This is a genomic window from Clostridioides sp. GD02377, assembly GCF_045899875.1.
In the GTDB taxonomy this organism is placed as follows: Bacteria; Bacillota; Clostridia; order Peptostreptococcales; family Peptostreptococcaceae; genus Clostridioides; species Clostridioides difficile_A.
In genome coordinates this window covers 38,795-61,419 of record NZ_JBJODA010000018.1, presented here as the reverse complement: position 1 = coordinate 61,419, position 22,625 = coordinate 38,795, and the positions used below count along the sequence as shown (strand labels likewise).

General features: G+C 28.3%; 21 protein-coding genes. 13 read left to right on the top strand and 8 right to left on the bottom strand.

All coding sequences use genetic code 11. The annotated features are described in order from the left end of the window. Positions 1-21: 21 nt before the first annotated feature. From Q3304_RS15710 to Q3304_RS15650, 13 genes are all read left to right on the top strand, one after another. Positions 22-252: a DUF2922 domain-containing protein gene (locus Q3304_RS15710; RefSeq protein ID WP_054269142.1), complete on the top strand. Its 231-nt coding sequence runs from the start codon at positions 22-24 to the stop codon at positions 250-252. A 12-nt stretch (positions 253-264) separates the two neighbouring features. Further along, positions 265-414 carry a YvrJ family protein gene (locus Q3304_RS15705; protein WP_407814143.1) on the top strand — a complete coding sequence of 50 codons (150 nt, stop codon included), beginning with the start codon at positions 265-267 and terminating at the stop codon, positions 412-414. 256 nt (positions 415-670) lie between these two features. Then, positions 671-1,108, top strand: a complete 438-nt coding sequence (locus tag Q3304_RS15700) for a LytTR family DNA-binding domain-containing protein (RefSeq protein WP_054269140.1) — start codon at positions 671-673, stop codon at positions 1,106-1,108. 249 nt (positions 1,109-1,357) lie between these two features. Further along, positions 1,358-2,257, top strand: coding sequence for a CPBP family intramembrane glutamic endopeptidase (locus tag Q3304_RS15695; RefSeq protein WP_407814142.1), 900 nt, complete (start codon positions 1,358-1,360; stop codon positions 2,255-2,257). 76 nt (positions 2,258-2,333) lie between these two features. Then, positions 2,334-3,158: a MerR family transcriptional regulator gene (locus Q3304_RS15690; RefSeq protein ID WP_407814141.1), complete on the top strand. Its 825-nt coding sequence runs from the start codon at positions 2,334-2,336 to the stop codon at positions 3,156-3,158. A 94-nt stretch (positions 3,159-3,252) separates the two neighbouring features. Beyond that, complete coding sequence (locus Q3304_RS15685) at positions 3,253-3,834, top strand: TetR/AcrR family transcriptional regulator (protein ID WP_167640317.1); 582 nt, start codon at positions 3,253-3,255, stop codon at positions 3,832-3,834. A gap of 95 nt (positions 3,835-3,929) precedes the next feature. Continuing rightward, entirely contained in the window at positions 3,930-4,106 is a 177-nt protein-coding gene (locus Q3304_RS15680) for a hypothetical protein (RefSeq protein ID WP_054269136.1), read from the top strand. Positions 4,107-4,671: 565 nt separating this feature from the next. Continuing rightward, a complete protein-coding gene (locus Q3304_RS15675) occupies positions 4,672-5,424 on the top strand; it encodes an ABC transporter ATP-binding protein (RefSeq protein WP_054275871.1) in 753 nt (250 codons plus the stop codon). Next, complete coding sequence (locus Q3304_RS15670) at positions 5,414-7,534, top strand: FtsX-like permease family protein (protein ID WP_407814140.1); 2,121 nt, start codon at positions 5,414-5,416, stop codon at positions 7,532-7,534. The genes Q3304_RS15675 and Q3304_RS15670 overlap by 11 nt, the downstream gene beginning before the upstream one ends. A gap of 179 nt (positions 7,535-7,713) precedes the next feature. Then, positions 7,714-8,424: a LytR/AlgR family response regulator transcription factor gene (locus Q3304_RS15665; RefSeq protein ID WP_407814139.1), complete on the top strand. Its 711-nt coding sequence runs from the start codon at positions 7,714-7,716 to the stop codon at positions 8,422-8,424. 72 nt (positions 8,425-8,496) lie between these two features. Continuing rightward, positions 8,497-9,831, top strand: coding sequence for a GHKL domain-containing protein (locus Q3304_RS15660; RefSeq protein ID WP_407814138.1), 1,335 nt, complete (start codon positions 8,497-8,499; stop codon positions 9,829-9,831). 559 nt (positions 9,832-10,390) lie between these two features. Further along, a complete protein-coding gene (locus Q3304_RS15655) occupies positions 10,391-10,765 on the top strand; it encodes a BlaI/MecI/CopY family transcriptional regulator (RefSeq protein ID WP_219673757.1) in 375 nt (124 codons plus the stop codon). Then, positions 10,766-12,484, top strand: a complete 1,719-nt coding sequence (locus Q3304_RS15650) for a M56 family metallopeptidase (protein WP_407814137.1) — start codon at positions 10,766-10,768, stop codon at positions 12,482-12,484. 222 nt (positions 12,485-12,706) lie between these two features. Here the strand turns inward: Q3304_RS15650 and Q3304_RS15645 are convergent, their stop codons facing one another. From Q3304_RS15645 to Q3304_RS15610, 8 genes are all read right to left on the bottom strand, one after another. After that, on the bottom strand, positions 12,707-13,729 hold the full coding sequence (locus tag Q3304_RS15645; RefSeq protein ID WP_054269131.1) for a LacI family DNA-binding transcriptional regulator: 1,023 nt from the start codon (positions 13,727-13,729) through the stop codon (positions 12,707-12,709). 34 nt (positions 13,730-13,763) lie between these two features. Continuing rightward, positions 13,764-15,362, bottom strand: a complete 1,599-nt coding sequence (locus tag Q3304_RS15640; RefSeq protein WP_054275864.1) for a sodium:solute symporter — start codon at positions 15,360-15,362, stop codon at positions 13,764-13,766. 44 nt (positions 15,363-15,406) lie between these two features. Next, on the bottom strand, positions 15,407-16,669 hold the full coding sequence (locus Q3304_RS15635) for an MFS transporter (RefSeq protein ID WP_407814136.1): 1,263 nt from the start codon (positions 16,667-16,669) through the stop codon (positions 15,407-15,409). 223 nt (positions 16,670-16,892) lie between these two features. Continuing rightward, positions 16,893-18,428, bottom strand: a complete 1,536-nt coding sequence (locus Q3304_RS15630; RefSeq protein WP_407814135.1) for an ester cyclase — start codon at positions 18,426-18,428, stop codon at positions 16,893-16,895. A 39-nt stretch (positions 18,429-18,467) separates the two neighbouring features. Continuing rightward, positions 18,468-19,475: a nuclear transport factor 2 family protein gene (locus Q3304_RS15625; RefSeq protein WP_054269128.1), complete on the bottom strand. Its 1,008-nt coding sequence runs from the start codon at positions 19,473-19,475 to the stop codon at positions 18,468-18,470. A gap of 320 nt (positions 19,476-19,795) precedes the next feature. Beyond that, positions 19,796-21,037, bottom strand: a complete 1,242-nt coding sequence (locus Q3304_RS15620; protein ID WP_407814134.1) for a M56 family metallopeptidase — start codon at positions 21,035-21,037, stop codon at positions 19,796-19,798. Between the two features lie 12 nt (positions 21,038-21,049). Next, positions 21,050-21,427: a BlaI/MecI/CopY family transcriptional regulator gene (locus Q3304_RS15615; RefSeq protein WP_227832233.1), complete on the bottom strand. Its 378-nt coding sequence runs from the start codon at positions 21,425-21,427 to the stop codon at positions 21,050-21,052. Positions 21,428-21,719: 292 nt separating this feature from the next. Next, positions 21,720-22,289, bottom strand: coding sequence for a GrpB family protein (locus Q3304_RS15610; RefSeq protein WP_407814133.1), 570 nt, complete (start codon positions 22,287-22,289; stop codon positions 21,720-21,722). Positions 22,290-22,625 lie beyond the last annotated feature (336 nt).

The following is a 22,625-nucleotide window of genomic DNA, read 5'->3' as shown; positions in this document are numbered from 1 at the left end:
TATTATAACGGAGGTAACTGTATGGAGATTAAGAAAAAATTAGTCATGAGTTTTAAAAATATAAAGGATAAGCAAGTTTCTTTTTCTATAGAAAATCCAAAAGATAACTTAACTGAAGAAGATATAAAATCTGTTATGGATTTAATAATATCTAAAAATATTTTTTCAGTTGGAGGATTCGACCTTGCTTCTGCTGTTGAAGCTAAGGTTGTAGAAACAAATACCACTCCTTATGACTTAGTTATAGAATAGGAGGTTAATTTCATGGACGATAGTTTACAGCTGTTAATAACAAATGTTGGTTTCCCTATGGCCCTATCCATGTATTTATTGGTTAGAATTGAAGGTAAATTAAATACTTTATCAAACAGTATTGATACACTATCCAAAAATATTTTGGTATTTAAGAAATAATTTTGACAATATATAAAATCATAAAATAGGTCTGTTTGTAAAATAATTAGATATATTCTATGAAAAATACTATGATATTTGGAAAAATAATCCAAATATCTATAGTATTTTTTTGAATTTTGCCACCTCAAATTTGAATTTCACTATTTTATTTTTGAATTTCACTATACTTAATTTGAAATTCAGAACGCATCTAGTTGGACTCAATAAGATATAATGCTATTCTAATGACAGTAATAAAATGAGGTGATGATTAATGAAAATACATGTCGAACAAGCTACTAATTGCGATGATATTGAGATAACTATAAAATGCTCTACCTTAGATAATAACATCGAGAAAATAATTTCATTATTAAGTACACCACTACTTGATATAAAAGGGAAAAAATCAGGAGAGATTTATAAACTTAATGTCTGTGATATTTTATATTTTGAGACAGTAGGAAACAAGACATTTGCTTATTATGAGGACGATGTGTTTGAAATTGATTTAAAGATATATAAATTATCAAAATTATTAGTTAATACGTCCTTCTCACGAATATCTAAATCCATGATTTTAAATAGGGACTACATAGAAAGCATAAAAATAATATCACATAATCGTATGCAAGCCACTTTAACAAATAATGAAAAGGTTATTATTAATCGCCGTTACATAAAAAATATTAGAGAAAAGCTAAACATTTAATAAATCTTAAAGTATTTTATTAATATAACTAATTTTATATTTATTGACCTATATTATAATCAAAACAGTACAACATATTTGGTCAGTGTTAAATGCTAACTAATCATATTTAGTGTAGAAACAATTAGCAAAAATATAAGAAATAATATATTATCATAACTGAGAGTTGCTAGTAAATTATATCTTATTATAAAAAAATCAACTAATACAAATTAAAACATTCTTATAAAATGAAAGGATAATGAAAAGATGCAAATATATAATACCCCTTTTAATACAAATAAACACTTAAGCTATTTTTTTACATTTACTTTACTATTAAATTGGATATTCAGTCTTACACCTGTACTGTTCGGGATTACTGGTACTATACTTGGAGAACTTATTTTTTATCTTGGATATACATCGCCAGCTATTGTAGGTCTATTTTTTATCTCTACCATATATCCAGATGATGCAAAAAAAGATTTTTCTTATAGAGCTTTTAGCTTTAAAGAAATGGGCATAAAATGGCCATTATTTACAATACTATTCTTTGCCTCAATCTTTATAGTTTCTTTAATAATAGGTAATCATTTTAATGAGAAAACTTCTAATATAAATTTGATGCATATGGCAATATATGAGCCTTCTAAAATTGCATTCATGCTATTATCAAGTTTTATATTAAGTATACTTAGTCAAGAAGCAGGATGGAGAGGATACTGTATTGACAAACTCTTAGTAAGATTTGGATTTACAACTTCTTCAATTATTTTAGGAATTATTTGTGGAATTTGGTATATAGGGTCTTATTTTACTTTTGGTCAAATGCCCTATAATCTAGCACAATATTCTTTATTTAATGCAGTTTTATTTATACCAAACATTGTACTTTTAACCTTTATAATTAATTTTGTATATATAAATACCAATAGAAGCATTTTAGCAGCTGGATTTGTCCATATGATGTACAATTTTTTTAATATCCAATTGTTATCTCAATACTCTATTAAATTATGTGTAATCTCTCAATATGTACAAATAGTATTTGGACTAGTATTTGTTGTATACATACTTTATTCTAATAAATTTAAACAGAAGGTAGATTCTGAAATTGAACAGATAAAGTCAAATGATTTTGAATTTGAGCTAGATTTGCAACCTTAACGTATTTTCCTAAACACTTGAAGTATATAAAAACAAAATATATACTGATTATAAGTGAAAAGGAGGTCGCATTTTCATGTTTAAAATTGGAGAAGTTTCAAAATTGACACAGATATCTATTCGTATGTTACGTTATTATGATGAACTTGGTATTTTAAAACCAGCAGAAATAGATAAATATACAGGTTATCGCCTATACTCAGTTGAACAGATTTCAACTTTGCAAAAAATCGTCTTATTAAGAGATTCAAAGTTTAGTGTTGCAGAAATATCAAATATATTACATAACTGGGATGATGAATTTGTAATTCAGGAATTAAATCGAAAAAAGAATGAAATACAAAAGGAAATACAACAAGAGAAACAGAGAATAAATAAAATTGATAAATTTATAGAAACCTTAAAATGTGATAAAGATGAGATTCGTCATAATGTTGTCTTTAAGAAAATTCCAAGTTATAAAATCATATCTCTTAGAGAAATAATACCAGACTACTTCTATGAAGGTATCCTCTGGAAAAAGTTATCTGATTTTATTAATGAGGAACATATAGAAGTATCACATCAATCCAACAATAATATAGCGTTTTATCATGACGAAGAGCTTACAGGTAATGGCGTAGATGTTGAGGTTGGAATGGTTGTAAAGAAGTTTGGAAAGAATAAGTCCAAATTTACATATCGCGAGACAGAAGAAGTTGATATAATGGCATGCACCATGGTATATGGACCATATGAAAATATAGCTGGTGCATATGAATCCTTTTGTTATTGGTTGGATAAGAATAGTGATTATAAGATGTCAGGTGTAAATAGACAGCTTGGTCATAGAGGTGAGCATAATGAATCAAATCCTGAGAATTATCTTACAGAAGTTCAAATCCCCCTTATAAAGGTCTAAGCACCCATTGACATCCCAAAATTTTCATGATAGTATCTAAACGTGTATTAAACACGTTTAATTTTTTTATAGGGAAATTTTTGAGGGGAAAATTATGAGAACAGATTCTACAAAAGAACAGCTAATTAATGCCACAATCCAGTTATTATCTTCGCATAAAGATATTTCAAGCATTACAGCTAGAGAAATTGTAGCTAAAGCAAATGTCAATTTAGCTATGATTAACTATTGTTTTAAATCTAAAGAAGCATTAGTTAATACTGCTATTAAAAAGTTTTTAAAGTGTCATATGGATGAGTATAAAGCCTCACATGATATTAAAGATTTAGTGCCTAAACAGCAGTTACGAGAAATAATAATTGCATTTTTTGAATTTATAGACGCACATAGTCAATTTATAAGAGTTTCTGTACCCTACATATTGGTACAAGAGGAAATTATTTATCCATTTGAGATACTTCCTTTAGTTAAAGCTCATTATGAAAATCAGAACAATAAAAAAACTGAGGCTGAATACAGAACTATTGCTTATCAAATAACTTCATTTATTCAGTTGCTTTGCCTTCGTTCTGATGCTTTTTTTAAGTATAGTGGTATTGATATTATGAATGTTGAACAAAGGAATAGTCTAATAGATTTTCAGTTAGATTTACTTCTAGTAGATACTATAAAATAATGATATATTAGCTTTTTTGCTGTATAGCCCTGGTAATGGTTGAAAATATTCTCATTGACTAAAAGATATTTACATTAAATAGGGAGGGAGTTTTAATGTTTTTTACATTTATAGGAGTAATATCAGCAATTTTATTATTGTTCACAATTATATGTGGTTTATGGATAAAACTTAATAACCGTAATAATGACTCAAATTCTCACTTTACTTTTTCGATACTTTCAATTGTTTTTTCATTGTTGATTGTAGTATCTTTTTTGGTAAGAAATTAATGTCTTTATTATAATAATTTACGATGATATGGAGATTATTTGACTATCTTAAAAGTGTTTCTATCGCTTTTTAGGATATTTTTAAATCTCTATTTATATTTTCTATAGGCTCATTATGATTTTTATATTAGTAGTTCTTTTATACTTTTAACACCAAACTTTAAATTTTTTAGCAATTTATTTGGTTTAATACTATAGTATCCCTTTCCAATTCTATCACATTTATATTTTTTAAAATCTTTTCTAAATACTACTTCACTACTCCATGACCCTTTTTCTCAATATATTATCTTACTCTACCATGATAATCGATACCTATAAGCACACTTATAAACTTTCTCACTATCACTACTCAACAGAACCATAAACTATACTACCTCTAACACTTTGAACCTCCCATGACTGAAATCACAGAGTTCCTACTTCATAGAATTTTGCATAATCAATAATACATTTTCAAGTATTACAAAAAAACATCCAATTCTTACAATAGGGCTGGTATTTCTCTACCCCTTTAAAATGCTATCATTGACTTACAAGATAAATGAAAGCGAGGATGGTATATATGCTTAAAGTAAACCACTTATGTAAATCATACAAAACAGGTAATAAAACATATCCAGTATTAAAAAATATTTCTTTTGAAATCAACAAAGGTGAATTTGTAGCAATTATGGGTTCATCAGGAAGTGGAAAAACCACTCTCCTAAATTGTATCTCATGCTTTATTCCAATTGACGATGGCGAAATAACTCTTGGAAACAATAATATAAGAAATTTACAAGAAAAAGAACTTTCTGAAGTTAGAAACCAACAATTAGGATTTGTATTCCAAGACTTCATGCTATTTGATGGTCTTAGCGTCTTTGAAAATATATGTGTTCCACAAATTATCAAAGGTGGTCAAGTCTTACAAATGGAAAATCGTGCCATTAGTCTATGCGAACTATTCGGTATTGAACATATTAGAAAAAAATACCCCGCTGAAATATCTGGTGGAGAAAAGCAACGTACAGCAGTAGCAAGAGCACTTATGAACAACCCTGACTTAATATTAGCAGATGAGCCAACTGGTAACCTTGATAGTAAGTCTTGTCGTACAGTTATTGATTCGTTTCTAAAAGCAAAACAGGAGTTAGATGCTACTATACTTATGGTTACACACGATAGCTTTGCAGCAAGCTTCTGCGACCGTGTTATTGTCCTTAAAGATGGAACAGTTTATAAGGAGGTTGTAAAATCAAATTCAAGACGTGAATTTCTAGATGAATTACTAGAACTTTTAAAAGAAATGGGAGGCGCTCAAGATGACAATTAATAAGTTATATGGAAAACTTCGAGCCTACAATTGGAAGAACTATACTACCCTATTCTTTTGTATAATACTTTCTGTAGTATTAGTTACTTCATATGCTCTAATTTATTTTAGCCCAACAGTACAAAACATCCTCCCAACTGGTGGAGATAGTAGAAAACAAGCTACAATGATATTCTCAGTTGCTATATTAGGATGTGCTGTCTTTACTACATATGCCTCTTCCCTATTTTTAAAATTTAAAAGTAAAGAAATTGGTATTTTCATGGCTCTAGGAGCAGATAAGAAAAAATTAAAAAAACTTCTATTCTCAGAAATATTGTTGATTTCTATAATATGCTGTTTTTTAGGTCTTTTATTGAGTGTACCTGTCTCTTTTGGAATCTGGAAGATATTCCAATTAGTGATTATTGACACTAGAGAAATGACATATCATTTTGGGACTCAAGGATTCATATATGGATTTATATTCTGTATATTTGTGACATTTTGTATATTTATGCTTTCATCAAAATTTATCAATCGTACAAATATAATTGATATACTAAATGACCAGAGAATATCTGAACCAATACAGGATGTAAAGGAATGGTATGGTATATTAGGTATGTTTTTCGTTATACTAGGTATTATTTTAGGTTATATTGTCCCTTCAATAGTTATAGACAAATTAAATTATGTATTACCATCTATATGGAGTATTACCTACCTATTCTCTGCTATTGGAATCTACATGGTTATGACATATATAGTAGTACATGCAAAAAGAGGAAAACATCCTGAGAAATACTACAAAAATATCATATCAACTAGTATGATGAGATTTATGGGAAGACAGACAGTAAAAAATATGTGTGTTATTTCATTTTTAATTGCAGGAGCATTATTTGCTATATTCTATATTCCTAATATAGTCACAGGAATTTATGATAATATTAAAAACAACCCTATCGATTACACTTTTACCTACAATCAAAGAGATAAACAGGTATCAAAAAAAGATATTGAACAATTAGCAGATAAATACAATATAGATATTCACAACTATATGGAACTTCCTTCTATTGAATTGATTGTTGATGGTGTGGAGTCAACACGTCATAAAAATGGAACTATTGACAATGTATACCTGAAAAAAAGTTCCTACGACATGTTCTTTAATTCTAAAGATTTTTCTAAATTAATTGGAAAACCAATAAATATAAAAAATGGTGAATATCTTGCTGTTGTAAATAAAGAGAATGAAAATCAAGACTACGATTATACCAAATTTATATCAAGTCCAGTAACAGAAAAAGAAATGCCTTTTAGACATGCTGGAAATCTAATCTTTAATGGCTCTTTTTTTCAAAACAAAAGTATGAATGTTTATGTTCTTAATGAAAATGATTATAAAGCATTTACTAAAGATTTATCTATAAAAAATTACAATAATTCTGTACTATTTAATGTAGATAATTCTAAAGATACTTATGCTTTTGCTAATGATTTAAAGGCAGAGATTATAAAAAGAACATCTAAAGAACTGGGAATGTTTACTGGTTATGATGAGTATGTAAAAAAACGTTATGAATCAACTGGAGAAAAGTATTTTATGGATGAGAGATATACAAGTGGAGAAGGACCTCTAAAACTAGAACCAGACAATAATCAACTGTACCTCAATTGGAAATACTATCCCAACTTTAAAATTTTACAAAGCCAAGATATGATAAAAAATATGGCAGTCTTTTTAATGTTATTTATATATGTGGCAATCATCTGTTTCGCAGCAGTTGGAATCATTGCATATACAAGAGGTGTCACTATAGCTATGAATCATAAGCAAGTTTTTATGGACTTAAGTCGATTAGGAGCTAATAACGACTATATAAAATTCTGTATTAAAAATCAATTAAAGAAAGTATTTTCATACCCTCTTATTGTAGGAAGTTTTGTAATCTATCTATTTAATTTTATGATTATGATTAACAATGATAGTAGAATTGTCAACAGCGAGGTGCATGCTCTTTTGATAAACTTAGGTCTTATAGGGATTTGTGGTATCTATATGTACCTTGTATATCTGTTAACTTATAAGAAATTCAAAAATATTATTGGGATTTCAAAGTAAGAAAAACCATTGGAATCTCAAAATAAGTTTAATAAAATAGTTTTAGGTATCATCTATACTGATATAGAAAACTTATTTTGCTACTTAGATATATTTGTTATCTCATTATATATATCTAGGTAGCAAGATATATTATATACTTAATTATATAAACATAAAACTTGAAAGGAGATTACACATTGATTTCGATTTGTATTTGTGATGATGAAAAACAACAAAGAAATATGTTAAATAAAATCATTACAAGGAAAATGGATTTGTGGGGTCACCCATGCCAAATAAAAGAGTATTCAAATGGTGAAAGCCTAATATACAACCTAGAGCAAGAAAGCTATTATATGGATATTATTTTTTTAGATATTGAACTTGGAGAAAGCAATGGTGTTGATATAGCAAAGACTATACGAAGATACTCAGAAGATACTATAATTATCTTTGTCACAGGTTTTTCTGATTATGTGTTTCATGGGTATGATGTAGGTGCTTTGAACTATATCTTAAAGCCTTACAAAAGTGAAAAAATATATGAGGTACTAAAAGAGGCACTAAAAAAATTAGAACAATGGAAAGAAAACTTTATTACAGTTCAAATTGGAACTAACCTTTGTAAAATCAATATGAAAGACATTATCTACTTTAAAAGTGAGCTAAGAAAATTGACTGTAGTGACCTCTGATAGAACTTTAGAATATTATGGGAAGTTAAATGATATGGAAACTGTTCTTCCATCTAACTTTGTACGCACACATCAAAGGTATATTGTTAATCTAAACCATGTAGATAGTGTAAATCAAACTTATGCTAAAGTTCATAATGAAAAAATTCCTATAAGCCGTCAAAAGTATCAAGAAGTTGTAGGAAAGTTTACAAGGTATATATTGGAAACTTAATTTTAAAAAGGATATTAAAATCTTAGTTTTAAAACACATATTAGAATACGATTTTTTAGAAAGGTATCTTAGATGAACTCTTATTCTTTACTTAATAATGGCACAACTTTTATCATCGTTTTAATTAATATTTACATAGCTTTTTTTCTTTATAAGTTGACTTCTTATTTTATAGACTTTAGAAACCATTGGATTTTTAAAGTCATATTGATTTTTGGTTACTCTATTATCAGCCAGATGATAATATGGGCTTCCGACCCTGTAAATATTTTATTTACATTACTTGGGTATCTGATAATGCTTATAATCTGTAGTAAAAGTAGATTGATTCCCATAGTATCAATTATCATGATACTCTACCCTATTATAGTTGGTATCAATTTTCTTTTTATAAACAACCCTCTATATAGGGAACTTATCTGTTCAAGTGAGTATCTTTTAATACTTTCAATTGTTAAGATAGTCTCTGCTATAATAAAATTATTGTTTTGGTTTTTTATACACATGTTCTTAAAAAATAGATTAGTCAACATAAAACAGTACCTATCAAACAAGATATGGATTTTTATAGACATGGTCTGTATAGCTTCATTTTTATCAATATTAATTGCTATTATTCTGCCACCAACTAACTTAATTCCTATGGGTAGTAAAAACAATATTATCTTAGGTGATTCTTATGGCACTTATATAATCATTTTATCAGCAATTATAGCAAATATTGGTGTAATACTTCTTTTACAACCATTAATTGAAAATGTAAAGATGAAGATAGAAAATCAAGCAAATCACATAAAAGAAAAATACTACAACTTACTAGAAAATCAACAGATTCAAATACGTAAAATACGTCATGATATGAATAACCACTTTCAAATGATTGAATCGTATTTAGAGGTGGAAGATATTGATGGAGCTAAAGAATATTTTAATCAGTTGAAAATAGGACTTGGCACTCTTAGTGGCAAGCAATTTTGTAAAAATCAAGCTCTTAATTCAATTTTAAATCTTCGTCATACAAAGTTAGAAGAAAATGGAGTTGATGTCCATTTTAATATAGATATAGACAATCACTTAGGTATAGAGCCTATAGATTTGTGTACTATTTTTTCAAATTCTTTGGATAATGCTATAGAAGCATCTTTAAAAATATCAGATTTATCAAATAGAAAAGTGGTGTTAAAGGCTCGTTGTGAGAAAGAGTATTTTAGCTATTTGTTGACAAATAATAAAGTAAATCCTATTAATAAAAAACATGAATTATTTGTTTCAGATAAAAAAGATAGTAATTCTCATGGATATGGTATTGAGAATATTAGAGGAATTGTCGATAAGTATAATGGAGAGTTGAATATTTCTTATACAGATAACGAATTTTCTTTATTTCTTTATATTAGATTATTTTAGTTTGTTAGCATAAGACTCATATACAAATCACATAAAAAACTGGCATATATATAAGAATCAATAACCGTATTTATTAGTTATTGGTTCTATATTTTTATAATTACTTCTTTTTTCTTGTTATTTATTTTTGTAATTACTTCTTTATTTTCATAATTACTTCTTTATTATTGTTATTTACTTTTATAATCACTTCTTTATTTTCATAATTACTTCTTTATTATTGTTATTTACTTTTATAATCACTTCTTTATTTTTATAATTACACCTTTCCTCTAGTTATTTCTTTTTGTAATTACTCATTTTTCTTTATTACCTCCTTTCGTAATTGCGCTCTTCTTCCCACATCTATTTACTATTACCTCTTTTTATTAACTTTTCCATATCCCTCTTATATTAGGTCTTTCTATCTACCATTCTATTCTTCTAACAAGCATAGTTTGATTATTTCACCAACAAACTATCACTCCTTCTAAGTTAAATAAGTTTGTTGACAAATGTATGACATAGCATTATACTAAAATAAAATGACATAATGTCATACAAAAGGAGGTAGATTTAGGTGATTCAACAACTATCAGATGCTGAACTTGAAATTATGAAAATTATTTGGACACATGATAAACCAGTACTTTTTGCATCTCTTTTAGACGAGCTAACATCAATAGGCAAAACATGGCAAAAAAACACTCTAATAACGCTCTTAGCTCGACTTATGGATAAAGGGTATCTAAAAGCAAAAAAATTAGGACGCCGAAATGAATACTCTCCCCTTATATCAGAATCTGAATATCAAACAAGTCAAACAAAAAAATTACTCGATAAAATCTATGAAGGAAATGTTAAAGGACTTGTCTCTAATTTAATTCAAAGTGATTTGTTGACTGATGAAGAATACGATGAGCTAAAGGAACTTTTGGAGGGGGGAAAAAGATAAATGAATAATGTACTGAAAGTATTCTTATCAATGTCCCTTTCTGGTTCACTGCTTATTCTCATTCTTTTTTCATGCAAGCAAATTTTTAAAGACAAAATAAGCAGGCAGTGGCAGTATTATATTTGGTTAATTGTCATTATGAGACTACTATTACCATTTACACCAGAAACAAACTTAATGGGAACCATTTTTCAAACATTCGACAATACTACATATCATACTGAAAAATATCCACCTGCTCAACAAAATCAAGATATTTTGAATGATGATAAAAATACCCCAACTATAAATAATGAACGAAGCAATCAAAAATATATAAATAAAATGGAGCTATTCACCAGTAACCAAGCAGTACAGGACATAATTACTTTGCTAGTAAATAATATCTGGATAATTTGGTTGGTAATTGCCCTTATCCTATTCATACGAAAAATAACAATTTACCAAAGCTTCGTGCGATACATAAAAGCTGGACAAGCTCCTGTCTCAGACACAGAACTCTTAGACAGACTTGCAATTCTTGGAAGTCAAATAAGAATAAAAAGAGCTATAGAGCTTTGCATCAACCCACTTATTTCTTCTCCATTACTGATTGGATTTTTCAGACCATGTATTGTACTGCCGAGGGTCGATATTGCAGAAAAAGATTTTCAATATATTGTTCTACATGAACTTACACATTATCGCCGATTTGATATGCTCTATAAATGGCTAGTACAAATTACAGTCTGCTTACACTGGTTTAATCCTCTTGTATATCTTATGGGAAAAGAAATTAACAAAGCATGTGAGTTTGCATGTGATGAAGCAATTGTCAAAAAACTTGATTCAAATAATGTACAAGACTATGGAAAGACTCTACTAAACTCTATAGCCACTGTTGGAAAATATAAAGAGTCTCTTGCTTCTGTCACTCTAAGTGAAAGCAAGAAATTACTCAAAGAAAGGTTAGGTGCTATTATGAATTTTAGAAAAAAATCAAATTTAGTAGTCTTTTTTACAATTGTAATAACTGTTTTATTTACAGTTGGAGCAACGGCTATTGGAGCATATACAGTACCACAAATTCCAGTTGATAACAGTAAAAACAAAAATATAAATTCTAATCCTACTAATAATAACTCGAATTTAGACACACAGAAAAACAACAATAAAGTAACAGACAATACACAAAATATCGATACTTCTAGTAGTGGTAAATTACCAGACAATATACAAAATATCGATATGTCTTTTGATATTTATAATGGAGGTTTGGAGATACTCCCTTCTTCTTCAAATGAAATAAAAGCTAGTTATGATGGTGAATACTATGATGTTCATATTACAAAAGAGAATGGTAAATGGATTGTTCGTATATCTGGTAAAGTTTCATTAATGGGTAAGACAGACTTTGTTAAGCTTTATGTTCCAAATGTAAAACGTGTTATGAATGTCAAAGTTCGTAATGGTGACTTTAGTTATAATTTGCCAGATAATTGTACAGATATAATAAATATTAACGCTGCAAATGCAGGCATTCAATTTACTTCAAAAAATAAGTATGATAATAGCAAGATTTCCCTAATAGCTACAGATAAAAACTTCTTAATATATGATTTATTGGTTTATCCTAATTATTTTACTAAAACAAATACTGGATTTAAGTATAAAAAAGGTACAGAAGCGACTCAAATCGCTATTTCTCTAACGGGGTATACTGATGTTGAATTTAAGTAAAATTTTATGACAGAAATAGTTTAGCAATAATTCTTATTAATAAGATTCTCTTTGGCATACTAAAATAATAGTAAACAAAAAAAACTATTAAAATCTAATATCTAATTGCCTTACAAAATATATAAATAATTAAAACTGTTATTAATTGATTATAAAAATCATTTTAATAACAGTTTTTTGATTTCTTATAAAACTATGTTATATATTTAAACTAACTCCCATTTAAATCGTAGAATCCCTTTCAATTAATTCAGGCTTAAGCATCTCAACTATTGGTTCACATTTATCCTCATTTAGCAAAACTTTAAGTATATTAATAGTCTTGTCAATCAATAAATTTAATGGTTGCCTAATTGTTGTTAAACTATAGCTTTTCCATGAAGCCATCTGAATATCATCGTATCCTATTACTGATAAATCCTCTGGTATTCTCAATTTATATTCAAATCTCGCTGCATCCATCACACCAGTAGCTATTAAGTCACTTGTACAAAAAATTGCTGTTGGAGGGTTTGATAATGCTAACATTCTTTTCCCTGCTTCATAACCAGATTCATAATCATAGTTTGCTGATTCCTCTTTAAGGCTATGAATCCCATTTTGTCTTAACTTAGAATAAAATCCAATCTTCTTTTCCATTTCTTCACTAGTTTCTCTTGTAAATTGAATATATCCTATATTGCTATGCCCCTTGTTAATAAGATACTCAGCAGCCATTCCACCACCTTCAATTGGGTCTACATAGACTGTGCTTATTTTTATACCTGGTATAAAACGATTAAAAAGTATGACAGGAATATTATTTTCTTCACATGTCTCAGCCATAACCTTATTCATAGCTGAAGCAGTAATAACTACTGCTTCCACTTGAAACTGAATTACTTTTGAGATTATACTGTCTATACTTTCCTGTCTAGGAACTTTAAAAACAAGACATTGCTTACCAATTTCTTGAATTTTTTCTACAAATAGGTCAATAATCCTATTGTAAAACGGACCTAAGCTATCTCCCACTATCAATCCTATGACATTTGTTTTTCCACTAATCATTCCTCTTGCAACCAGATTAGGGACATACCCAATTTCATCCGCTATACGAAAAATTTTTTCTCTTACCTCAGGTTTTACACCCTTTCCATTTGCACTACCAAATGCTCTTGAAACAGATGATTGAGATACTCCTGCCAATCTTGCAACATCTTTTGATGTAGCTGATTTATTATAATGAACTTTCTTTTGATTCATTTAGTATTTCTCCTTAAATATCTAGTATTTCTTCTTAAAATTGTATTAAAAATAAGATAATATATTGGATAATGAAAAAAGCTAATACAATTAATTCTTGCTTACCTAAAGAAAATGGTAGTATGGACACTCCATCTACTTTATCCATCCCTTTAGAAATAAGTTCTTTTCTCATACCAAGTACAGTATATTTTTTAATATCCTCTACATTATTATTGTTTTTTAAGATGATACTAAAAATATATCCAAATATCAATGTTATTGTAGCACCTATTGCTGGATTCCACAACCAGCTCACGTTATATTTATTAGAAATAAGAAACCCTAAAACTAATCCTACAATAAAACCAATAGATACTCCTTTATCATGAGCCTTATATGTAAACATTGCTAGTACAAATGCACCTGTAGCTGGTCCAGCAAAGTATGAGATATAGTTACCAACAAGGTCAAGAATTGACTTAATGCTTCCTCCAAACCCCATAATAATGAAACCTGTCATAACAACACCTATAACTATGGTTATAATCATTGTTACTTTTAATGATGATTCTTTACCATCTTTTTTAAAATAAAACTCATAAATATCTTTTGTAAAAACAGTTGTCATACTATTCAATATAGAGTCAATACTAGACATTGCTGCTGCAAACACACCTGCAATAATAATTCCAATCGCTCCTACTGGAAGTTCATTCAAAATAAAAGTAATCATTATTTCATTTGAAGTTTCAAATGCTCTTCCATCATAGAAGACAAATAAAATCACTCCTACCAATAACATAAAGTAATAAACTAGATTCATAACAAATGCACTAACTACAAAAGAATTTTTTGCACTGTTTAAAGATTTAGATGTTAAAACTCTTTGTACTTGAGCTTGGTCAAAACAGAAGTATCTTATCCACATTATAGTTCCACCGATTAAAGTAGCCCAAAAAGTATTTGTAACTGAGAAATCTGTGCTAAAATCAAATGTATTTAATTTACCACTCTGTTGTGCAATTTGTAGGGTATCAAAAAAGCTAAGATTCATTCCTTTTAAAGCTACAATAATTACTATAAATACAGCACTTATTACTACTAGCATTTGAATACTATCAGTCCATATAACTGCTTTAATTCCCCCTAATAACGTGTATATGATTGATACAAGTACAACAATTGGAACTAAAATATAAAGCGACCAACCAGTAATCATCTGAATAATAAGCACTGGTATATATACCATAGAGCTCGCTTGAATCAATGAATTAATAAAAAATTGAATAATAGTTAACCCTCTTGAATAATTTCCTAGACGAAATCCCATGTATTCATATACAGATGTTATCTTTAATCTATAAATAACTGGGGTGGTAATGCTCAGTGCAAAAAATATTGCTAAAGGTACTGTAATATTAACCATTACTGGATACATCCCATCCATATATGCCCATCCAGGACCACCTATAAAGCCATTTGCACTAATCATAGTAGCTGCAACTGATAAAGCAATCGGAATCCACGGCATTGACCTACCTGCTAAGAAATAATCTTCTTGATTTTTATTATCTTTTCCTGAATAATAACCAATAACTAACATTAACAGCAAATATCCTATTATAATACACACATCAATTGATGAAATCATAAGCCACCCCTTTCTAAGTAACAAAAAAATTTGTCAGTATTTTATTACTTCTTATTTAATGTTTCTGGTAAGAATAACCATACAATAGCACCTGCTACAAATACTGCTATTGATATATAAAAAATAGTTATCATACCTAAAGCACCAGAAGCTGTCCCAGCTATTGCAGGTATTGCAAAGGTAGATATAATTCTTCCTCCATTAAACGACATCCCAGATGACAGTGAGCGATATTTACTTGGGAACAGTTCTGTATAGTATGCTCCCCATGCCCCAGAATATCCAACAACAAGACCTAACAATACTGATATCATGTAGAATGTTGTTATATTGTCTCCTCCTAATTTTGTATATATAAAAACAAATACTGCTGCTAATGCCATACCTATAAAAGGTACTTTTCTCCCAAATTTATCTGCTATAGAGCCCCAGAATAAATATCCTACTAATTGACCAATTCCTTGTAAACTATATAGAGAACCAGCTACTACTGATGTCATTCCTAGTCCTGTTACTAAGTATGTAGTTGCATTATTTGAAAATGCTGAATATGCTGTAAAATTAGCCCCTGATAAAAGAATTGTTCCTATACCAATCCATAAGTATTTTCCCTTGTACATACTTATATAACTAATTTTTTCGCCAGTTTCTTTTCCCTTTTTAACTAATTCTTTTGTATACTCCAAATCATCTGGTACAAAGAAAATTGCTAAGATACCTCCAACTATAGGTGGTATAATTGCAGTATACATCAATATTTGCCAATTTGAATCACCCAATACTCCATACACTTTTCCACCAAAAATCATAGCTAATGAAAATAAGGCAGTCAATATAGCAGCTAACTTACCACGATATTTACTTGGGAACATATCTGCAACCAAAGGCATAGCTGTTCCAAATACACCACCTAGTACTACTCCTGTACACAAACGTGCAATTTTCCATAACATGATATTTGTAGGAGACAACATTGGTATAAATGTTGTCAATCCAATTAATAAAGCAACACTAATTAAAGTTCTCTTTTTTCCGATTTTTGTTGAAATCACTCCGAAAATAAACGTTCCTGGAATTGTACCAAAAGACATCACAGCAAATATTTCTTCTGTTTGTTTCAATGAAAAACCAAATCCACCCTCTGCTAGGGCATAAATCATTGTTGGTTTAATAAAAGTACCTACCATAAAGTTGTAGCAATAAAAAAAGTATATTAAAGCAATTGAAAAAAATGCAATTCCTCTTTTTAGGTTTGAATAGTCCTTTCCTAATATGATATCATTTTCTATTCCAACTGTTGTTTTCATATTCTTTATAAATCCCCCTTTTTAATATTAATCATAGTCCATCTAAGAATTTACCCTGTTATTCGTTATATACCATAGTCCATCTAAGAATTTATCCTGTTATTCGTTATATACCATAGTACATCTAAGAATTTATCCATTATTTGCTATATACATCTATTTCTCAAATTTATAAAAAAATACTCATTATATAGATTTCAAGACTATTTATACTCTAATAAACTTACTCTTCCACACCCATATACATTTGCTTTAGAACATCCATGCCATCAAAAGTTATCCATTCTTCCTTTACTTTACCTTGTAATACATGATAATGATTAATTCCCATTACTTCCACAGGCTTTCCAGAAGGTTGTCCAAAGAAACCTATCCCTTCATTTATTCCACGTAATCTCCATCTTACAGATACATCATATCCTTCATTTTTTTCCCTCTGATTACAGGTTACTCTTTCTACTTCATAACTTCCATTTGGAATTGAAGCAAGTAAACTTACAATCATGCCTTGTATCTCATCATATCCATTTAAATCTTTATCACATATAAAATGGACTACTGCATTATCATGATAGTATTTTTTAACTTCATTTATATATTTATAATTATAAATACGACTTGTCATTTCAAGCATCATTTCACCAACAGACTCATCTTTTGCTTGATACTTAGCTGGCATGAATTGACCATCCATAGATTCACAGATACCATATGTTGATTGTAAACTAAGTACTTTAGATGCACTTGCTTTTGCCATACCTTTTGCTACTTCATGAGGGTCTAATCCTAATTGAGTGACAATCCATAAATTATCTCTAACTAACCATTCTTCATGAATTCTATTGTTTGTTGTAGCACAATCAATCACAGTTCTAAAGTTTATTTTTCTACCTGTTGCTGGTCCAAAATTACTATCACCTAGATTAGTTGCTGTAGATAAAACACGATGAGAAGATAAAAAACCATCAGCACCAAAGTTAGACCATATTACATTTTGCCCAATTAATCTTCTATCAGGAAACGCATGTAATGTTTGAAGAGTATTGGAAATAACATCTTTAATACCGACTAAATTAGAAGAACCACAGTGCATTGTAACATTATTGTGATATGTATCATAAATAACCCCTATACCTTTTTCTTCCCAAATATTATGTGTTATTTTCATAATATAATCTACAAAATCCCTATACTTAGAATCAAATCCAGGTATTTCTTGCTCCCTTTTTGTCTGTTTTGAAAAATCATTGTAGTCCATCACTCCAACAGGTGTTACTTCTAGTGAATCCCCATAGTAAATTTTTGTAGACTCCATATTATATTCCCCCTTAAATACAACTTTTTCATTTTTTTCAGTAGTAATATTTATATTAGATTTATCTTCCTCAGTTTTATGTATGCCTGTTTTATTATCAGTAATTTGATTTTTAGTAGTTTTATTATCAGTGGTTTTATTATCAGTGGTTTTATTGTTAGTAATTTGATTTTTAGTAGTTTTATTATCAGTCGTTTTATTATTATTAATTTGATTTTTAGTAATTTCATTATCAATCGTTACATTATTAGTAACTTCGTTATTAGTAGTTTCATTTTTAGTAATTTCGTTATTAGTAGCTTCATTTTTATCCATATTACTAAAATTAGTTTGATTTACTTTAGATTTATGTTTTCCCTTAACTTTTTCTGATTCAAGCTCACTTATAGAACTTTCTTTTTCTTGCTCTTTTACTATTCCATCATTTTTATTATTGGATGTCATTTTATATTCCTCCACTTCTTTAAGGATACGTATGCATAATTAAGCATTAAAAATACTTTTAGTTCTCTCAAGAATATCAAGACCTTGTTGTTTTAGCCAATAAGGAATATCAATTAGTACCCAGTTTTCTTGAAGCTTATCCCCTTTACGATAATACACATCAACTACCTGCATATCTGCTTTAACCTCACCACCTGGCAATCCTAAAAAACCTCCACATGGTATATTAGTCAGATTAGGCCATCCAAAGAAACAAGCAAAGTTTCCTTCTGCAAATCTACATGCATGTCCATTAAAAGTCTTTCCTTTTAAATTGTTTCTAAATGGCAGTTGGTGTTGCTCTTGATATCTAGGTATAGTATAAGAAGCACCAATCCCTCCTGGCCCATACCAAATCATATCTTTAGCCCATGATTTTTCAAGTACTTCTGGAGGACATCCCATAGCACCACTTTCATTTAACTCAGATAAATCATCTACCATTTTATTCACTAATGCCAAAGTTTTTACTCCTTCAATTTCATCTGCATCTTCAAAAAGTAATCCATTATGGTCAATTGGCCCTGGATATACAAAATATGAACCAGTTTGTGGAGGTAATGGATTTACTCCTGCTTGAATCATAAATCCAATTATGTCTACAAATAATCCAGTTTTAGAAATTTTTCCATCCTGCACACAGTTAAATTCTGCATATCTTAAACTAATCATTTTACGAGTATGCTTAATTCCAAGCCAATCATTATCAAAAAGTCCCATAAAGTGTCCCATACTCATGACCCACTCACTATTGTCAATTTCATTAGTCCCTGCAATAAAGATATCCTGTCTTCTTTGCATGTTACTTAATGAATTTTTTAAAGGTTTCCAAAATACATCTGCTACATTTTCAATTCCTTCTTGTTCACGAAATGGATATACACCTTTCCAATTATAGTCTGATTTCATGTATTCATTTAAAACATTCTTAACTCCATCTACATTTGCATTTTCTAATGCTTCGAAGTAGTTTCTTACAACTTGTTTTGAACCTTGATATTTTCCCATAACTATATCCTCCCAAATTTATCAATTTTAAACTTTGCTTATTTCATGCATACGTTATCTATTTTTTCATATTTTAAGCGTTTTTCAGTAATTATTATGAATACATATGCACTTTTCTAAATATTATCATATCTCTAAAAACTTGTAAAGAAAATGTTATTACAAAGATGTAAATTATTGTATATATTTGCTTAAATATATATATTTCTTATATCTTTTAACAAAAAATTATACTTTATCGTTTTATAATATAAAATTTTTTCTTTTTGTATAAAAAAAGATGATTCAAATTTTCATTTTGAAACATCCCTTTTTTTATTTTAACCAATTCTAAATCTTCCTATAATTTTCACACCTTCTCTATCATAAAGAGGTATGCTTTTTTTAAATATATTAAATCTTTTTTTTCTTGTATAAACAACTGCTTCTTCTGGTGTTTTGGGTTGATTATCACAATCATACAAATCCCTTTTCCTTACATACCCTACTCTCTTTCCTATACCTATTGCTTCAATAAGTTCTGGCTCAACTAAAGTTCCTTTTGAACCTGTTATAGATGGACCGTATGTCTCTCCATTTTTATTATAGCTAATCTTACCATCAGTATTTCCCAATATATCACCATTGAGTTCAGAATTAGCATTAATAGAAAACATAGTGCCAATTATTATAAAAGCTAATAAAAACTTAAAACATAAATTAATTTTCTTTTTATCTTTATTAAACATATGATTCAACCTCTTTTTTAAAATAATATTTTTTTCATTTCGAAACTGAGATACATATGTTGAGTACCTTAATGTTTTTTTATACTTTATTGTATCTAATATTAGATATGCATATTCTTCGATTTCACTTGAAGTGTATTCATCAATTACAATTTCATCACAAGATAATTCACATAATTCATTAAATTGTTTCTTTAGTAAATGGCAAATTGGATTAAACCAGTATATTGTACATACAAAGCTAACCATAACTTTAAATAAGTTGTCTTTTCTTTTATAATGAACTAATTCATGTCTAAAAATAAAATTTAATTCTCTATTACTATATTCTTTTTCTGGAATTATTATTTTATAATCTCTTAATCCTATAATAGCAGGAGAATAAATCCCTTTAACTCTAAATACTTTAAACCTTCTATTTATATTTAATTTTTTTGCTTGTTCATCTAAAATATTAATAATATTTACATCTAAAACTTCTTCTTGTAAATTTTCTACATAGCTATAAAATTTAAAATTGTTTTTTAAATAATAAAAAGATATTAATATAATACCTAATATCCAAATATACATAAATATATCTAGATTAATACTATAACCATATGATATGTAACTATCAATACTGTGTTTATAACTCTTAATTATGTTATTGTTCATAGTCAATATATTTAAATTTATTTTAGATATAAATAACATTCTAAATATTATTAAGATACACATTAAATAATAAAACTTATAGCCATACCTATTTACTTTTTTAGTAAATATAATAAACACAAGAATTGGCATACTTATATGAATATTTAATTTTAAAATCTCTATAAAAAGTTCCATAAGATACTTCTCCTATTTTCTTTTTTTTATCCATTTTTCAAGCTCTTTTATATCATCATCTGATATCTCAGTTTCACAACCTAGTGATGAAATAAAGCTATGGATGGAATTCTTATGCATAAATTCAAAGAAATCTTTTGTTTCAAACTTCAAATACTCTTCACGCTTAATCTTAACAGTGTAGACAGTATTTCTACCATCTTTTTCAAACTCTAAAAATCCTTTGTCACTTAATCTAGAAAGAACTTTTCCTGTAGTTCCTTTCGTCCATTCATGGTAATCTTCCATAAAATGAGCTACCTCTCTTGCAGGTATCTTATCCATATCTTTATCCCAGATAAAATTCATAACTAACAATTCAGACTTTGGTATTTTTTTCAATATAATCACACACCTTTAAATTTATTTTATTAGACATTTGTCTAAAAGTCAATCTATAAATGTTATATTAATACAAAGAGATAAAGTAAAAGAGTTCTATTTTACCTCTACATTCATTAAAAATAAAAAATGGCAATCAATCTGATTACCATTTTTTATTTAAATTCATATAATCTAAACAATCTAACATCCCTTTGTATGTAACTTCATACAATTTAATAAACTTAATCTTTCTACCCTTATATAACTTACCTACATTAAAAATCAATAAGTAACCTAATAAAAATATATAAATAAATCTCTAAATATACCTATTAGAATACAATACCTTTGCTTTTTCAGTAAATTCTTTAATAAAATCCGACTTACTATCTGTATAAGCATCACGATTATGCTCATACTTCTTCCATAGATTTAACTTAAGTTCTTCATACTCCTTAGCTACACTTGGATTGTCAATTAAATAATCTCTAAAAAACAACTCATCATTATCACCTGCATACCTTATATGTAAATGAAAAACTCGTTCTTCAAAACCATCTATTGTATATCCTTTATTAAGTGAAATCCTGCTACTACTCTCAGACATACAAACATATCCCTTTGATTCAATTAACTTTTTAATCTCTTTTATGCTACAATCATTCATTATCTCAATAAGTATATCAACAATTGGCTTGGCATAGATTGTGCTCACAGCAGTGCTTCCAATATGACTTATTCTAACAATATTTTGCATAGGTAATACCCCAGTTAAGCTACATTCTTCTTCTTTAAACCAATCTTTCCAACATTCCTTATGAACAGTTAAAACTATTGGAAACAACTCCCATAATTCTTCTAAAGTCATTTCTTCCAATTGCTTTCTCATAAATATTTCTCCTTATAAACTAATTATTTTAAATACTCTATTTATCCATTCGATTACTATAACTAACACCTTTATACACAATAATGTATTATACAACTAAAATACTATAAAGAAAATATCTAAAAATATGATTTATATTGTCACAGGTAAGAATAAAATTCTTTATAATCAAAATTACTTAATTTATATAATAAATTAATAAATACTTCTTCATAATTACTTAATGCACAATAAAACTGATTATCAATTTTCTCTACTATTAAAAATGACTTTTTATTATATCTTGTTCTTTTATCATTAAATTTTCTTATTTATCCAGAGTACCTCTTGAGTGTT

Bases quoted from the DNA above. Each gene is read 5' to 3' on its own strand.
- Q3304_RS15710 (WP_054269142.1), top strand. From the start codon at position 22: ATGGAGATTAAGAAAAAATTAGTCATGAGTTTTAAAAATATAAAGGAT.
- Q3304_RS15705 (WP_407814143.1), top strand. From the start codon at position 265: ATGGACGATAGTTTACAGCTGTTAATAACAAATGTTGGTTTCCCTATG.
- Q3304_RS15700 (WP_054269140.1), top strand. From the start codon at position 671: ATGAAAATACATGTCGAACAAGCTACTAATTGCGATGATATTGAGATA.
- Q3304_RS15695 (WP_407814142.1), top strand. From the start codon at position 1,358: ATGCAAATATATAATACCCCTTTTAATACAAATAAACACTTAAGCTAT.
- Q3304_RS15690 (WP_407814141.1), top strand. From the start codon at position 2,334: ATGTTTAAAATTGGAGAAGTTTCAAAATTGACACAGATATCTATTCGT.
- Q3304_RS15685 (WP_167640317.1), top strand. From the start codon at position 3,253: ATGAGAACAGATTCTACAAAAGAACAGCTAATTAATGCCACAATCCAG.
- Q3304_RS15680 (WP_054269136.1), top strand. From the start codon at position 3,930: ATGTTTTTTACATTTATAGGAGTAATATCAGCAATTTTATTATTGTTC.
- Q3304_RS15675 (WP_054275871.1), top strand. From the start codon at position 4,672: ATGCTTAAAGTAAACCACTTATGTAAATCATACAAAACAGGTAATAAA.
- Q3304_RS15670 (WP_407814140.1), top strand. From the start codon at position 5,414: ATGACAATTAATAAGTTATATGGAAAACTTCGAGCCTACAATTGGAAG.
- Q3304_RS15660 (WP_407814138.1), top strand. From the start codon at position 8,497: ATGAACTCTTATTCTTTACTTAATAATGGCACAACTTTTATCATCGTT.
- Q3304_RS15650 (WP_407814137.1), top strand. From the start codon at position 10,766: ATGAATAATGTACTGAAAGTATTCTTATCAATGTCCCTTTCTGGTTCA.
- Q3304_RS15645 (WP_054269131.1), bottom strand. From the start codon at position 13,729: ATGAATCAAAAGAAAGTTCATTATAATAAATCAGCTACATCAAAAGAT.
- Q3304_RS15640 (WP_054275864.1), bottom strand. From the start codon at position 15,362: ATGATTTCATCAATTGATGTGTGTATTATAATAGGATATTTGCTGTTA.
- Q3304_RS15635 (WP_407814136.1), bottom strand. From the start codon at position 16,669: ATGAAAACAACAGTTGGAATAGAAAATGATATCATATTAGGAAAGGAC.
- Q3304_RS15630 (WP_407814135.1), bottom strand. From the start codon at position 18,428: ATGACATCCAATAATAAAAATGATGGAATAGTAAAAGAGCAAGAAAAA.
- Q3304_RS15625 (WP_054269128.1), bottom strand. From the start codon at position 19,475: ATGGGAAAATATCAAGGTTCAAAACAAGTTGTAAGAAACTACTTCGAA.
- Q3304_RS15620 (WP_407814134.1), bottom strand. From the start codon at position 21,037: ATGGAACTTTTTATAGAGATTTTAAAATTAAATATTCATATAAGTATG.
- Q3304_RS15610 (WP_407814133.1), bottom strand. From the start codon at position 22,289: ATGAGAAAGCAATTGGAAGAAATGACTTTAGAAGAATTATGGGAGTTG.